Origin of the sequence: Olsenella sp. DNF00959 (assembly GCF_001553055.1) — a bacterium.
In the GTDB taxonomy this organism is placed as follows: domain Bacteria; phylum Actinomycetota; class Coriobacteriia; order Coriobacteriales; family Atopobiaceae; genus Olsenella_I; species Olsenella_I phocaeensis.
Genome location: NZ_KQ960123.1, coordinates 779,870 through 793,583, shown reverse-complemented (window position 1 = coordinate 793,583; position 13,714 = coordinate 779,870). Strand labels below are relative to the sequence as shown.

12 protein-coding genes and 1 tRNA gene are annotated in these 13,714 nt (G+C 68.5%); 3 read left to right on the top strand and 10 right to left on the bottom strand.

Annotation, left to right across the window (positions count from 1 at the left end):
• Positions 1-56 precede the first annotated feature (56 nt).
• Positions 57-1,262, top strand: a complete 1,206-nt coding sequence (locus HMPREF1868_RS03385) for an SHOCT domain-containing protein (RefSeq protein WP_062530350.1) — start codon at positions 57-59, stop codon at positions 1,260-1,262.
• 119 nt (positions 1,263-1,381) lie between these two features.
• A tRNA-Pro gene (locus HMPREF1868_RS03380) sits at positions 1,382-1,458 on the top strand.
• 190 nt (positions 1,459-1,648) lie between these two features.
• On the opposite strand, the gene HMPREF1868_RS03375 is transcribed toward HMPREF1868_RS03380, so the two are convergent.
• From HMPREF1868_RS03375 to HMPREF1868_RS09705, 4 genes are all read right to left on the bottom strand, one after another.
• Entirely contained in the window at positions 1,649-2,494 is an 846-nt protein-coding gene (locus HMPREF1868_RS03375; protein WP_062530348.1) for a nucleotidyl transferase AbiEii/AbiGii toxin family protein, read from the bottom strand.
• The gene (locus tag HMPREF1868_RS03370; protein ID WP_009279334.1) at positions 2,491-3,066 is read right to left on the bottom strand and encodes a type IV toxin-antitoxin system AbiEi family antitoxin domain-containing protein; all 576 of its coding nucleotides are present in this window, start codon (positions 3,064-3,066) and stop codon (positions 2,491-2,493) included. The genes HMPREF1868_RS03375 and HMPREF1868_RS03370 overlap by 4 nt, the downstream gene beginning before the upstream one ends.
• Positions 3,067-3,271: 205 nt before the next feature.
• A complete protein-coding gene (locus tag HMPREF1868_RS03365) occupies positions 3,272-4,093 on the bottom strand; it encodes a DNA/RNA non-specific endonuclease (protein WP_062530346.1) in 822 nt (273 codons plus the stop codon).
• A gap of 262 nt (positions 4,094-4,355) precedes the next feature.
• The gene (locus tag HMPREF1868_RS09705) at positions 4,356-4,556 is read right to left on the bottom strand and encodes a hypothetical protein (RefSeq protein WP_156439395.1); all 201 of its coding nucleotides are present in this window, start codon (positions 4,554-4,556) and stop codon (positions 4,356-4,358) included.
• 108 nt (positions 4,557-4,664) lie between these two features.
• Here HMPREF1868_RS09705 and HMPREF1868_RS03360 point away from each other — a divergent pair, with 108 nt between their 5' ends.
• A complete protein-coding gene (locus HMPREF1868_RS03360; protein ID WP_009279337.1) occupies positions 4,665-4,982 on the top strand; it encodes an MGMT family protein in 318 nt (105 codons plus the stop codon).
• A gap of 24 nt (positions 4,983-5,006) precedes the next feature.
• On the opposite strand, the gene HMPREF1868_RS03355 is transcribed toward HMPREF1868_RS03360, so the two are convergent.
• The 6 genes from HMPREF1868_RS03355 to HMPREF1868_RS03330 all read right to left on the bottom strand — a co-directional run bounded on the left by HMPREF1868_RS03355 (position 5,007) and on the right by HMPREF1868_RS03330 (position 13,706).
• Complete coding sequence (locus HMPREF1868_RS03355) at positions 5,007-5,366, bottom strand: DUF1667 domain-containing protein (protein WP_062530344.1); 360 nt, start codon at positions 5,364-5,366, stop codon at positions 5,007-5,009.
• A 5-nt stretch (positions 5,367-5,371) separates the two neighbouring features.
• Positions 5,372-6,658 (bottom strand): NAD(P)/FAD-dependent oxidoreductase, encoded by a 1,287-nt coding sequence (locus HMPREF1868_RS03350; RefSeq protein ID WP_062530342.1) that lies wholly within the window; start codon positions 6,656-6,658, stop codon positions 5,372-5,374.
• Entirely contained in the window at positions 6,651-8,129 is a 1,479-nt protein-coding gene (locus HMPREF1868_RS03345) for an NAD(P)/FAD-dependent oxidoreductase (RefSeq protein ID WP_062530339.1), read from the bottom strand. Before HMPREF1868_RS03345 ends, HMPREF1868_RS03350 begins: the two co-directional genes overlap by 8 nt.
• A 151-nt stretch (positions 8,130-8,280) precedes the next feature.
• Positions 8,281-10,128: an ABC transporter ATP-binding protein gene (locus HMPREF1868_RS03340; protein WP_062530333.1), complete on the bottom strand. Its 1,848-nt coding sequence runs from the start codon at positions 10,126-10,128 to the stop codon at positions 8,281-8,283.
• The gene (locus HMPREF1868_RS03335) at positions 10,128-11,864 is read right to left on the bottom strand and encodes an ABC transporter ATP-binding protein (protein ID WP_062530329.1); all 1,737 of its coding nucleotides are present in this window, start codon (positions 11,862-11,864) and stop codon (positions 10,128-10,130) included. The genes HMPREF1868_RS03340 and HMPREF1868_RS03335 overlap by 1 nt, the downstream gene beginning before the upstream one ends.
• Positions 11,865-11,885: 21 nt before the next feature.
• Positions 11,886-13,706: an ABC-F family ATP-binding cassette domain-containing protein gene (locus tag HMPREF1868_RS03330; RefSeq protein ID WP_062530324.1), complete on the bottom strand. Its 1,821-nt coding sequence runs from the start codon at positions 13,704-13,706 to the stop codon at positions 11,886-11,888.
• Positions 13,707-13,714: the final 8 nt, after the last annotated feature.

Genomic DNA, 13,714 nt, shown 5'->3' with positions numbered 1-13,714 from the left:
CCCCCCCCGCAAAATGTGAGTCGCAACGACCCCATACCAAGAGATTGGACCCATCCATGGCAGAAGCAGGTCTTCCGGACGAAGGCGACGCCCTGGCAACCCCAAGACAGGACGAGGCGACGGGCCAGCTCGAGGAGCTCTGCGACCCCAAGCCCGAGGACGTGACGAGCGGGCTCGACGAGGAGGAACAGGACCGCAGGGCGGAGTTTGCCGAGAGGATCATCCGCGCCGCGTCGAAGCTCAAGGGCGTGAAGATCGACCGCGCGGAGTTCCTTAGGACGGAGATCCGCAAGCACTGGCCGGACGCGGACGCCGAGCTCGCGGTACGCGAGACCCCCGCAGCGGCGGGACTCGACATCCACCAGCTTGACGTCCTGGCCAACGAGGCAATCGACCTTGAGACGGCGAAGTGCGCGGGACTCGCGTTCCTGGCGGGCATCCCGGGCGGGCTCGCCGCCTTCGGGGCGGTCCCTGCCGACCTCGTCCAGTACTTCGCCCACGTCATGCGCATAGAGCAGAAGTTAGCCTACGTGTATGGCTGGCAGTCCTTCCTCAACGAGGACGACGAGGTGGACGACCAGAGCCTCCTGGAGTTCGTCCTCCTCATGGGCGTCATGATGCAGGTGGGAGCCGCTGGGGTCGCCCTCAACAAGTTCGCTAGCAAGGTGGCCCAGGAGGGGGTCGCGAGGACGATCCAGCGTCAGGCCCTCACAAAGACGGCTTTCTACCCCATCCTCAAGAAGGTCCTGCGCGTCCTGGGCGTGAGGCTCACCAAGGAAAAGTTCGCGCAGGTCGCAGCCAAGGTAGTCCCCGTCGCGGGCGGCGTAGTCGCGGGGGGAATGACCTTCCTGAGCTTCGGCCCCAGTTCCATGCGCCTCAGGGACCACCTCCGCCGCCTTCCCCAGTCGGGCATCACCGCTGAGAAGCTCGAGGAGGAGACCAAGGACTCAATCGTGGACAAGGTCGTGGAGGGCTCGCACCAGCTCGCCGACAGCGCGGTTGTCGGTGCCGGCCAGGCGGCGCGAATGGCCGGCGATGCGCTCGGCGCGGGGGTAGGCGCAGCCGGCAGGGGTCTCGAGGCGCTCCGGGCGGCGCTGCCCCAGAAACCCGCGCACAGGGAGGCCCCATACGACGCTCCGAGGCCCACGCTGCCCACGAGCGACCCCTTCGAGCTCATCAAGAAGTACAAGGACCTCCTCGACCTGGGAATCCTGACCGAGGAGGAGTTCGACCTCAAGAAGCGGGAGCTGCTGGGAATCTAGGCACCCCTTCCCGCATCGGTCCGCAGGCGAGAGGAGATTCGAAATTCTCGCTTGAACTGCTTCGCGGGATAGTGCTACTATGCACAAGCGCTGCGTGGGTCACCGCGTGGCAGACATAGCGGGTGGTGGCGCAGCTTGGTAGCGCACTTGACTGGGGGTCAAGGGGTCGCTGGTTCGAATCCAGTCCACCCGACCAGAAAATAGCAGGTCAGAGGTCAAGAGCCTTTGACCTGTTTTTGTATGTACCAAGGGGCATGTGGCTCTACGTCGGGCGTGCGCCAAAATCTGCTGCCCCTTTTCACCTATTTTCGAATCGGCGAGCGTCCACTGATTTATGCGCCATGCATGAGCGCATCGGGGAACACCACTTGCTGTCGAATCTGTCCCTACAGCTCCAGAATCCTGCCGATCTCACGGACACACCGCATTGAGTCCTCCGCCGTCACGACCGCGGCGTAGGGGTTAAGCCTCACGTATGCCTTCCAAATTCGTGCAATCTCTGTCGAATTCTCTATTTCGCGACTCACGCGCTCGTAGTCTCTCATCATGTGCCAGGTCCCTCGGTGCTCGGACGTACGGCGCAGTGCGTTCGCGAGGACGTCCCACCTGATTTCCCGTTCGTACAGTCTCGTGAGGGTCGCAAGGTCGTACAAATCGCGGGCGCGGGTCGTCGCGGCACCACGCTTGACAATCGACTCGAACTTCTCTGCGATGCACGTCTCGAGGGGATACGACATCACATGAATCGTGCCCTCCTCGAAAAGAGTCGGGAACTCATACTCAACCTCATGCGGGGTAATAACGTCACCCGTCGTGACGTCTATTTTGAGTGGCGTCCTCATGCGTCCGAAGGAGGCGATGAGGTGGGCTCGCAATCCACCGTAGTCGTCATCCTCGCGAATGGGCTCTACGCGCTCGAGCTTGCAGGTCACATCGTCGTCCAGATCTTCAGCGCAGATTTCCTCTATTGCTATTGAGAGGTTCTCCGCGTCAAGCTTCATTGCCCGCACCGTTGCATCGAGATCCATGGTCGTTCGCTGGGCCACGCCCAACATGGCAGAAAGCAGAAGACCACCCTTTATGACGAAGTGCTCGCGATACCTAGTCCTCTCGAGCCTCATCAGGAAGCGCTCGAAGAAGTAGCGCTGCATCAGCTCCTGGGCTGACAGTCCATGCTCCTTGGCGAGTACCTTCGCCTTGCCACGCAGGCTCGCGTCGCTCTTGATGGTCACGAGAGCACCTCCAGGTAGGTCTGAAGCTCAGGCGAGATGCCCATGGCGTTGGCGTATCGCGCAAGCCGGGGAAGATCCTTGTTTGGCAAGGAGAAGTACGAGCCCATCGCTTGGCCCAGAAGCTGCGCGTCGGCCTCATCACGTCTGCGGGAGAGCACCAGGTCGCAGATGCTACGCTCGCAGTCGTGGAGGGCGAGCGGAGTTCCGGTGGGAGAATGCCCGGAGGCCACCCCAAGGCCGTAAAGCGCCTCGTTCTCGTGCGTGACGAGGCAGTTGGGAAACTCCTCCATTATGTGTCCCTCCTTGTAGCCCCGCGGGAGTGCAACCTCGTACACACCGGGGACGAAGTCCACCAGACCGTGCAGGTAGAGCGAGCTGCTGCAGCGAAACACCGCCCTCGGCCACCTCAGCGCGATTACGGCGAAGTCATCCGGCGGCGTCTCCGTAAGGGCATACACCCCACGACTCTCGAGCACCGCGACCCCCTGCGAGACGAGCAGCTGGAGCATGCTCGAAGAGAAGCCCGCCTCCCGGGCCTGCTTCGTGGTGATTCGGCCTGCGCAACCTTGCATGAGGGATATGAGCTCATCCTTCTTCGTGGCTTCCTCCTATGGTAAGATATACCAAAATATATTAATAAATTTGGTGCATCTTACCATTTTAGGCGTTAGGAAAAAAGTGTTCCGCAATCAGGCGTGACATAACCGAGCAATTCGATCCTACGATCTACCTTCCTCCATGAGACCGCGTCCGCGCAGGCTCTTGTGGGCCAGGACCCTACTCCCCCACCCGTTCGAACTCGCCTGTGGCGTAGTCGATCAGGTATCCCCGCGCCGCGTTGTACACCTCCACCTCGAGGTCCAGCGAGCCGTCACTGGACATCAGGTCGACGATCACGCTGCGGGGAACGAGCTCCTCGCCCTCGTAGAGCGGGGTGACGACGTAGGTGACACTCCTCTCCTGGTGAGCCTCGAGCCAGTCGCGCACGAGCGTCTCGCAGAAGGCCATGCCGCCCGTCTCGTCGTTTGACCCCACGTTCTGCATGCGCGTGCCGCACACCATGTTCTGGACGACCTCGGACCCGCCCAGTGACTTCGCGACGAGGTGGGAGCGGTTCCAGAAGTAGCCGTGGTATGCCTTCCCGCGCGCCAGCGGTATGTCCACCTTCTCGTTGTGCCCCCATCCCGAGGGGCTGAGGGCCTGCATGTCCCCCCTTGGGCGAGAGGTGCCCTCCCGGACCATGTCCCAACTCACCCTCGCGGCAGCTTGCCCGGACCTCCCGAGGTCATCCAGCTCCGCGTAGCTGACCTCCCCGTCCGCGAGCTCCACGTCCACGAGCGCGAGGCCGACCACGCGATAGTAGTCGGGACTCGCCCGTTCGTCCCACTCGCTCCGCACCCTCGCGTGCGGGCGCCTCAACCCGTAGCCAGGGACGATCGCCCGAAACAGAGCGACTGCATCGACGCCGGAAAGGACCCCGCCGGGCGAGAGGGACCTCCCCAGCCAGAACGACGCAAGCACGCAGGCGAGACAGACCGCCCCGCCACGCAGCCTCAGGGCCCTCGCCCTTCTCCTCCCCCTCCTGACGCGCGCTCCCAAGACGCCCCTCCCTTCGTCCTCCTTGGGAAGAGGCTAGGGGACGGGCCGCGACATGGGGGGCACGAGGGACCACGTTCCAAAATGGGCTCGCCGCAGACTGACGCCAGATTGCCCCGACCTTCCGTGCAGACTGCCGGCAGTCTGCACGGAAGACGATGCTCCACGGACGACGCTCCCCGACGCAAGGGGCCCGCCGCCACCGCAGGGATGGCAGCGGGCCCGAGGCGCCGCATGCGGCCGCTGGCAAGGGTCCGTGCGGGAGCTACGCCTTGGAGACGACGGTGTACTCGCCGGAGTGGGGGTTGATGACGAAGGAGACGAACTCCCCCGCGAAGGGGTCTCCCACGAAGCCGACATCGCCGTTCTGGAGCTTGCCGTTCAGATAGTCCTTGAGGCTCTGGGCCTCCACGAGCGCCACGTTGTACATGCGCCCCTCCCTTCGATAGACGATACTGGGACGCATGCTATTTCCCGGCGCGCGCGATGTCTGTCGCTTTTCCAACACCATGCGGACTCCACCGCCGGGACGACGGGCACGATGGCGGCTCCAGCGCGAGGCAGGGGGACGGACATGGCGGACAAGGGCTTCTTCGGGCGCGTCTATGACGTGGTGCGACAGGTGCCGCGCGGGCGCGTGGCCACCTACGGCCAGGTCGCGGCGATGACGGGCGAGCCGCGTCGCGCTCGCTACGTGGGCTTTGCCATGCACCAGAGCCCCGGGATGGCCGGGGGCGTGCCCTGCCATCGCATCGTGTTCGCAGACGGCAGGCTCGCGCCGGGCTTCGCCTTCGGGGGTCCGGACGCACAGAGGGACCTCCTCGAGGGAGAGGGCGTGGGCTTCCTCCCCGACGGGAGGGTCGACCTCGCGCACTTCCGCTGGGAGGCGTGACGGGAGCTCCCGCCGTCCGCCCCCCTAGACGTCCTTGGTGGCCACGACGTCCACGCCCGTGCCGCAGACGTCTGCTAGCACCACGTCCCCGATGCGGACGGGGGACGCGAGCCTCACGTCCGCGAGGGCACGCACGACGTCCAGCACCCGCGCCTTGGGGACGTCGCCCGCCGTCTTGACCGAGACCACCGCGGCCACCTTCGACCCCTCCACGGGCACCGTCGTGGTCACGACGCGGGTGGGGTCGCAGACCTCCTTGCGTGCGTACTCGTCGCCGCGGGGGCAAGCGTTGCCCCTGACCCCCACGACCTCGCCGCCGTCGAGCGTCACCTCGACCTGGCAGCCCCTCGGGCAGCGTATGCAGGTGAGTTCCCTGGTCTCCATGACCCCTATGCCTCCTCGAGCAGGACGCGGATCTTCTCTCCCCCGTGCAGGCCCCGGAGCTGGTCGCGCCGCAGCACGACCTCCTGCATCTCGCCGGGGGCGACGACCTGCTTGCGCCGGTGCACGATGCGGCGCTCGCCGGCATAGACGCTCAGGTAGCGGTCCTGGTACACGCCGGACACGCGGAAGCGCAGGGTGAGCCTCTCCCCCATCCTCTGGGGCGAGAGGTGCGCGGGGACGGTGTAGCGGACGCCCTCCCCGCAGACGAGCTCGTGCTCGGTCGGCGTGGTGCCCGCGGCAGCCACACGTCCCCCTCCCAGAGCCCACGCCGCGGCGGACCTCCCCGCGACGGAGGCCTCCTCGCTCACGTAGTCCACGAGGTCGTGGACGTGCAGGACGTTGCCGCAGGCGAAGATGCCAGGGACGCTGGTCTGGAGGGACTCGTCCACCACGGGGCCGCGGGTCACGGGACTCAGCTCGACTCCCGCCTGACGGCTGAGCTCGTTCTCGGGCAGGAGCCCAACCGAGAGGAGCAGGGTGTCGCATTCGTAGCGCCTCTCGGTCCCCGGGATGGGACGAAGGGCCTCGTCCACCTGGGCGATGGTCACCGCCTCGACGCGACCCCTTCCCTCGACGCCCACGACGGTGTGCGAGAGGTAGAGGGGAATCCCGAAGTCGTCCAGGCATTGCACGATGTTGCGCTTGAGCCCTCCCGAGTAGGGCATGAGCTCCGCCACGCAGGCGACGTGCGCCCCCTCGAGGGTGAGGCGGCGCGCCATGATGAGCCCGATGTCACCCGAGCCCAGCACCACGACCTCGCGGCCGGGCAGGTAGCCGTCGATGTTGACAAGCCTCTGGGCGCAGCCGGCGGTGTAGACGCCGGCAGGGCGCGTCCCCGCGATGCCGAGCGCGCCGCGCGGCCTCTCTCTGCAGCCCATGGCGAGCACGACGGCACCGGCCTCGATGCGGAAGACGCCACGCTCGGCGTTGACGGCCGTCACCACCCTGTCGGCCGAGACGTCCAGGACGGTGGTCCTGAGCAGGTGGGTGATCTTGCGCTCGGTCGCCTGCGCCACGTAGCGCGCCGCGTACTCGGGCCCAGTGAGCTCCTCCTTGAAGGTGTGGAGACCGAAGCCGTTGTGGATGCACTGGTTGAGGATGCCGCCGAGCTGCCCCTCGCGCTCGAGCACGAGGACGTCCCCCGCCCCCGCGTCGTGTGCCGCGACCGCCGCGGCGAGGCCGGCGGAGCCACCTCCGATCACCACCACGTCATGGCGCTCCGCGCTAGCCACGAGCCTCGCCTCCCTCGACGGGCCGCTTCGCGAGCCCCACTACGTACTCCGAGCCGGGACCGGACTTGCTCACGTGCAGCATGTCCATCCCCTCGACCTCCTCGCAGATGATCTGCATGACGCGGGGCGAGCAGAAGCCGCCCTGGCAGCGGCCCATCGTGGCTGTCACGCGGCGCTTGACCCCATCGACGGAGCGCGCGCCCGGAACGCGGCGGCAGGCGTCGCGGACCTGTCCCTCGCTCACCCTCCTGCAGCGGCAGACTATGGTCCCGTAGCTGGGGTCCTCCTCGACGAGGGCGTTCCACTCGTCCGGCGAGACCTTGTCCAGGTCGACGAAGCCCCTGCGCGTCGCCACGAAGCCCTCCTTGGGCTCGAGGCCCAGGATGTCCCGGACGATGCCGGCGACCATGACGCCGATGGCGGGGCTCGCCGTGAGGCCCGGGCTCTCTATACCCGCGCAGTCGACGAAGCCGGGGGCGCCAGGAACCTCCCCGATGGCGAACTCGTGCTCGGGACGGTGCGCCCTCAGGCCCGAGAAGGAGGTGATGGTCTCGCGGAAGGGGACGTCTTTCACCGTGAGGGCGCTCTTCTCGACCACCGAGCGCATTCCCCTGGGGGTCGTGGACGTGTCGTCCTTGTCGTCGATGTCGTCGGCGGTGGGCCCCACCAGGAGGTTGCCGTGGGTGGTGGGGGTGACGAGCACGCCCTTGCCCATCTTGGTGGGAAGGGCGAACACGGTGTGGCGCACGTGCGCGCCTGCCGTGGTGTCCAGGAGCTCGTACTCGCCGCGGCGCGCCACGATGGTCATGCGCCGTGGCGAGACCATGTTGTGCAGCTCGTCGGCGTGCACGCCCGCGGCGTTGACCACCGTGCGCGTAACGACCTCCCCGCCGCCCTCGAGCCGCAGGCGCCAGAGCTCCTCCTCGTCGCGGTCGATGGCGGCGACCCTGGCGTCGAAGCGGAACTCGACGCCGTTCGCGGCGGCGTTCTCCGCCAGCGCGCAGCAGAGGCCCCAGGGGTCGCAGATGCCGCCCGTCGGGGCCCAGAGCGCGCAGACCGCCTCGTCGGAGACGTTGGGCTCCATCTGGCGCAGCTCGTCACGCTCGACTATCCGCAGTCCCGGGACGCCGTTCGCGGCACCTCGGTCGAGGAGCGCCTCGAGGTCGGGCCGTGCCCCCTCGTACAGGCAGACCACCAGAGACCCGACCTGCTCGAAGGGGAAGTCGAGGTCGCGCGAGAGCTGGGGGAACATCGCGTTGCCCTCGACGTTGAGGCGCGCCATGAGCGTGCCCTCGGCGGCGTCGAAGCCCGCGTGCACGATGGCGGAGTTGGCCTTGGAGGTGCCGCAGCACACGTCGTCCAGCGCCTCCAGGACCAGCACGCTCGCATCGTAGCGCGAGAGCTCCCGGGCCGTGGCGCAACCGCTCACCCCCGCGCCGACCACGGCGACGTCATACCAGCGCTTCTCCATGCTTCCCCCTCCTGACGCGGCACATGCGTTGACATCTTATGTCGCTGGTGGCATGCGGGGGAGCCGGCGTGCCGCCAGCGGTAGCGGCCGTGGGAGGGACGGCCCCAGGCGAGAGGGTCCCCTCCCGTCGCGTCCGCAGCTGGGCGCAGGCCTACGAGAGCGCGAACTGGCTCTGGTAGAGGCGGGCGTAGAATCCGCCGCGGGCGAGGAGCTCGTCGTGGGTGCCCATCTCCACGATCTTGCCCGCGTCCATGACCACGATGCAGTCGGCGTTGCGGACGGTGGAGAGGCGGTGCGCCACGACCAGCGAGGTGCGTCCCACCATCATGCGGTCGAAGGCGTCCTGCACCTGCAGCTCGGTGCGGGTGTCGATGGAGCTCGTCGCCTCGTCCAGCAGGAGCACCGGGGGGTCGGCTAGCATGACGCGGGCGATGCAGAGGAGCTGGCGCTGCCCCTGCGAGAGGCTGCCGCCGCCCTCCCCCACCGGGGTGTCGTATCCCTGGGGAAGCTGCATGACGAACTTGTGGGCGTGGGCCCTCCTCGCCGCCTCCTCCACCTCCTCGTCGGTGGCGTCGGGACGTCCGTAGGCGATGTTGTCCCGCACGCTCCCCTCGAAGAGCCAGGTCTCCTGCAACACCATGCCGAAGGCGGCGCGCAGGCTGCTCGCCGTGAGGCCGCGTATGTCCCGCCCGTCGACCAGGATGCGCCCGGAGTCGAGGTCGAAGAAGCGCAGCAGCAGGCTGATGAGGGTGGTCTTGCCGCAGCCCGTGGGGCCCACGAGGGCGAAGCGCCCGCCTGCGGGGACGTGGAGGCTGAGCCCGTGGATGACCTCGTGGCCGGGCTCGTAGGAGAAGCGCAGGTCCTCCAGGTCAAGCTCTCCCCTGGGGTCGGCGAGCTCCGCGGCGTCGGGCGCGTCCTGGGTCTGGGACTCGCTGTCCATGAGCTCGATGAGCCTGCGCGCGGAGGCGAAGGCACCCTGCACCTGGCCCACCACGGCCGAGACCTCGTTGAAGGGCTTCATGTATTGGTTGGCGTACGAGAGGAAGCTCTGCACCTGGCCAACGGTGAGCGGGCTGGGGCCCACGCCGATGACGCAGAGGCAGCCCACCACGGCGACGACGGCGTAGATCGCGTTGTTGACGACGCGCGTCGCGGGGTTGGTGAGCGAGCTCACGAACTGGGCCCTCTCGCCCGACTCGTAGAGGCGGGAGTTGATCTCGGCGAAGCGCTCGCGTGCGCCGTCCGCCCGGGCGAAGGCCGTGAAGAGCCGCTGGTTGCCCATGACCTCCTCCACGTAGCCCCCCAGCTCGCCCTGGATGCCCTGCTGGGCGGCGAAGCTCGAGGACGAGCGGCGGGCTATGAGAGAGGCGACGAGGGCCAGGGCCGGCGTGAGGAGCACCACCACCAGCGCCACGGGGACCGAGACGGAGCACATGAAGGCTATGGTCCCCGCGATGGTGACGATGCCGCCCATGAGCTGGTTGAGCCCCTGGAGGAGGCCGTCGCCCACCGCGTCGGCGTCGGCCACCACGCGAGCGAGGAGGTCGCCGTGGGGATGGGCGTCGATGGTCGCGAGCGGCAGGTCCGAGAGGTGGTCGTAGGCGTCGTCGCGCAGGTCGCGCACCGTCTCGAAGGCGAGCCGGCTCACGAAGTAGCCCGAGAGCCACTGGCAGGATGCAGCGGCGACGACCACGGCGGCGAGCGTCCTCAGCACGGGGACGAGCGCCGCGGTGCCCCCACCGTAGGCCATGGCGTCGATGGCCCGCCCGATGAGGATGGGGACGTAGAGTTGCAGCGCCACCGAGGCCATGGACGCGACGAACGAGGTCGCGAGCGACGCGGCATGGGGGGCCACGTAGCGCCCCAGCCTGCGGAGCACCGCTCCCGCGGAGAGGCCCTCCGCCACGCCGGCACCCTTGGGCGAGAGGGACGCGCCCCCTCCCCGGACGGACGAGACGAGGCCGGCGCTGGACCCCCCGGCCTGGTATGGGTTGGCCATCAGGCGAGCACCTCCCTCTCGGAGAGCTGCGAGAGGCAGATCTCCCTGTAGAGGGGGCAGCCCCCCACGAGCTCCTCGTGCGTGCCGAGGCCCGCGGGGCGCCCGTGGTCGAGCACGAGGATCTGGTCGCAGCCGCGCACGCTGGACACGCGCTGGGACACGATGACGCGGGCGCTCTGCGAGAGGTCGCGGGCGAGGGCCGCGCGCAGGCGGGCGTCCGTCGCGAGGTCGAGGGCCGAGGCGGAGTCGTCCAGTACGACGAGCTCGGGCTCGCCGACCAGGGCGCGGGCGATGGTCAGCCTCTGGAGCTGCCCGCCGGAGAAGTTCCTCCCGCCGGCCTCGACGACGGCGTCGAGGCCGCCCTCCTTGTCGCGGACGAAGTCCTCGGCCTGGGCGGTGGCGAGCGCGGACCAGAGCTCCTCGTCGCCCACGTCGCCCTTCCTCCACAGGAGGTTGGAGCGGACGGTGCCCGAGACGAGCGCCGCCTTCTGGGGCACGAGCCCCACGTGGGAGCGCAGCTGTCCGCTGGGGTACTCCCGCACGTCATGCCCCAGGACCCTGACGCTGCCCGAGGCCGCGTCGTAGAGCCTGGGCACGAGCGAGACGAGCGTCGACTTCCCCGAGCCCGTGCCGCCGATGACCCCCAGGCTCCCCCCGCGCGCGAGCGTGAGGGTCACGCCGTCGAGGGCGGGCACCGCCGCGCCCGGGTAGGCGAACGAGACCCCCTCGAGCTCGAGGGCGGGGGCGTCCGCCAGGGGCTCGACCGGCCCGCTGGCGAGGTCCACCACGCTCGGCTCGCAGTCGAGCACCTCCACGAGCCTCTGCGCCGAGGCGGCGCCGCGGGTGAAGACCACCACGAGGTTGGCGATGTAGACGATGGAGAGCAGGGTCTGGGTCATGTAGTTGACGAAGGCGATGACCTTCCCCTGGGTGAGGGCGCCGGAGTCGACGCGCACCCCGCCCAGCCAGAGGATGACCACGACCCCCAGGTCCATGACGAGGAGCGTCGTGGGGTTGAGCAGGGACGAGAGACGTCCCGACGCGATGGCGTCCGCGGCCTGCGAGGCTGCCGCCACGCGGAAGCGCCCGCGCTCGTGGTCCTCGCGGCGGAAGGCCCTCATCACGCGCGCGCCGCCCAGGGCCTCCCTCACCAGGAGCGAGATGTGGTCGAGCTTCTCCTGCATGCTCCGGAAGTAGGGCACGCAGCGCGAGAGCACGGCCCAGAACACCAGGGCGATGACGGGCGTGCAGACCAGGAAGACCAGGCCGAGCCTCCAGTCGATGAGGAGGGCGGCCACGATGGAGCCCACGCCCAGGAAGGGCCAGCGTATGAGCTGGCGGATTCCCAGGGCGATGGCGAGCTGGACCTGGTTGACGTCGCTCGTTATGCGCGTGACCAGCGAGGCGGGGCCCAGGCGGTCGACGTCGACGGCCGAGAGGCCCACGGCCTTGGCGAAGCTCGCCTCGCGCAGGTCGGTCCCCATCCCCTGCGATACCAGTGCCGCCATCTTCTGGCAGACCGTCGTGAAGCAGAAGCCCACGAGGGCGAGGACCACGAGGAGCCCTCCCCTGAGGGCGATGGCCCTTCCGTCGTGCCGCGCCACGCCGACGTCCACCATGGACGCCACAATGACCGGCACGAGGAGCTCGAAGGCCACCTCGACGACCTTTGCGAGCATGCCGAAGGCCGCCTTGGCGCGATACGGCCCCAGATACCTCCTCAGGAGTTCCAGCACGTGGAATCTCCCTCCCTCTTCCTACTCGATGCCCAGCCTCTCGCCGAGCTCGAGCCACTCGTCCTCGAGCGAGGCCTGCTCCGCGCGCGCCGCGTCGACCGACGCCTGCGCCGCCATGAGGGCCTCGTAGTTCGAGGCGTCCACCTGCGCCATCTCTGCCTCGAGGCGCTCCGGCTCCCCCTCCAACCGCTCGAGGCGGCGGCCCACGGCATCGTAGCGCTTCTTGAGCTCGCGACGCTCGGCGTTGGAGAGGCGCGCCTCTCCCCCCTCCTCGGCGGGAGCGGGTGGGGGCGCCGTCGCCACGCGGGCCCGTGCGCCGTCGTTGGCGGGCTCATGCTCGCCGAGGAGCCTCAGGTACTCGTCCACGCCGCCTGGCACGTGGCGGACCCGCCCGTCAAGGAGGGCGAACTGGTCGTCGGTCACGCGCTCCATGAGATAGCGGTCGTGGCTCACGAGCAGGAGCGTGCCGGGCCATCCGTCCAGAAGGTCCTCGAGCACGGCCAGCATGTCGGTGTCGAGGTCGTTGCCGGGCTCGTCCAGGACGAGGACGTTGGGCTCCTCCATGAGGACGCACATGATGGCGAGGCGGCGGCGCTGGCCACCCGAGAGCTCGCCCACGAAGCTCGCGAACTCGCGACGGTCGAAGCCCAGGCGCTCGAGCAGCCGCTCGGGGCTCTGCTGCCTGCCGTCCACCACGTAGTAGCTCTTGTAGCTCGAGAGGAGCTCCTGGACCCGCCAGCCGTCCCTCTCGGAGAGTCTCCCGAGGTTCTGCGAGAGGATGCCGAAGCGCACTGAGGCGCCGATCCTCACGCTCCCCGAGCTGGGACGGAGCCTGCCCGTCATGAGCGAGAGGAGCGTCGACTTCCCGGCGCCGTTCTCTCCCAGGATGCCAAAGCGGTCTCCCGGTCCCACGATCCAGTCGACGCCCGAGACGACGGGGGCGTCCGAGCCGGGATACGAGAAGGACGCTCCCCTCATCTCTATGACCTGCTTGCCCAGACGGCTCACCGCCATGCGCCTGAGCTCCACGGTGTCGCGCAGGGGCGGGTCGCCGGCGAGGAGCTCCATGGCCGCGTCGATGCGGAACTTGGGCTTGCTCGAGCGCGCCTTGGCGCCGTGGGCGAGCCAGTTGAGCTCCTTGCGCAGGACGTTCTGGCGCCTCTCCTCCATGACGGCCGCCTGCCTCTGGCGCTCGAAGCGCTGCTGCACGTAGGCCGAGTAGCCGCCCTCGAAGGGGTCAATGGCGCCGTCGTGGACCTCCCACATGTGGTCGCAGACCTCGTCGAGGAACCAGCGGTCGTGCGTCACCAGGAGGAGCGCCCCCTGCCCCTGGGGCCAGCGCCCCTTGAGGTGGTCGGCCAGCCAGCCAATCGCCTGCATGTCCAGGTGGTTGGTCGGCTCGTCCATGAGGAGGACGTCCCAGCGCCCCACGAGCACGCGCGCAAGGTCACAGCGGCGACGCTGCCCGCCCGAGAGCTCGCCCACGCGGGCGTGCCAGTCGATGTCCCCCAGGAGCTCGTCGATGACGCCGCGCACGCGGGGGTCGGAGGCCCAGACGTACTCGGGCTGCTCCCCCACCACGGCATGCTCGACCGTCTCGTCGTCCGTGAGAGCGTCCGACTGGCCCAGGACGCCCACGCTGATGCCGTTCCTCCAGGTGACGGCGCCGGCGTCTGGCTCCACCTCGCGCGCGATGAGCTCGAGCAAGGTTGACTTGCCGTCTCCGTTCCTGCCCACGATGCCTATGCGGTCGCCCTCGTCTATGCCGATGGTCTGGCCCTCGAGCACGCGCTTGTTGGGCCACTCCATGTCGACGCGCTCGAGCCCTATGAGGATTCCCATGCGCGCCC

What these genes read in the sequence shown, in the direction of transcription:
- HMPREF1868_RS03360 (WP_009279337.1), top strand. Translation starts at nt 4,665, where the DNA reads ATGGCGGACAAGGGCTTCTTCGGGCGCGTCTATGACGTGGTGCGACAG.
- HMPREF1868_RS03370 (WP_009279334.1), bottom strand. Translation starts at nt 3,066, where the DNA reads ATGCAAGGTTGCGCAGGCCGAATCACCACGAAGCAGGCCCGGGAGGCG.
- HMPREF1868_RS03340 (WP_062530333.1), bottom strand. Translation starts at nt 10,128, where the DNA reads ATGGCCAACCCATACCAGGCCGGGGGGTCCAGCGCCGGCCTCGTCTCG.
- HMPREF1868_RS03345 (WP_062530339.1), bottom strand. Translation starts at nt 8,129, where the DNA reads ATGGAGAAGCGCTGGTATGACGTCGCCGTGGTCGGCGCGGGGGTGAGC.
- HMPREF1868_RS03330 (WP_062530324.1), bottom strand. Translation starts at nt 13,706, where the DNA reads ATGGGAATCCTCATAGGGCTCGAGCGCGTCGACATGGAGTGGCCCAAC.
- HMPREF1868_RS03355 (WP_062530344.1), bottom strand. Translation starts at nt 5,366, where the DNA reads ATGGAGACCAGGGAACTCACCTGCATACGCTGCCCGAGGGGCTGCCAG.
- HMPREF1868_RS09705 (WP_156439395.1), bottom strand. Translation starts at nt 4,556, where the DNA reads ATGCGTCCCAGTATCGTCTATCGAAGGGAGGGGCGCATGTACAACGTG.
- HMPREF1868_RS03385 (WP_062530350.1), top strand. Translation starts at nt 57, where the DNA reads ATGGCAGAAGCAGGTCTTCCGGACGAAGGCGACGCCCTGGCAACCCCA.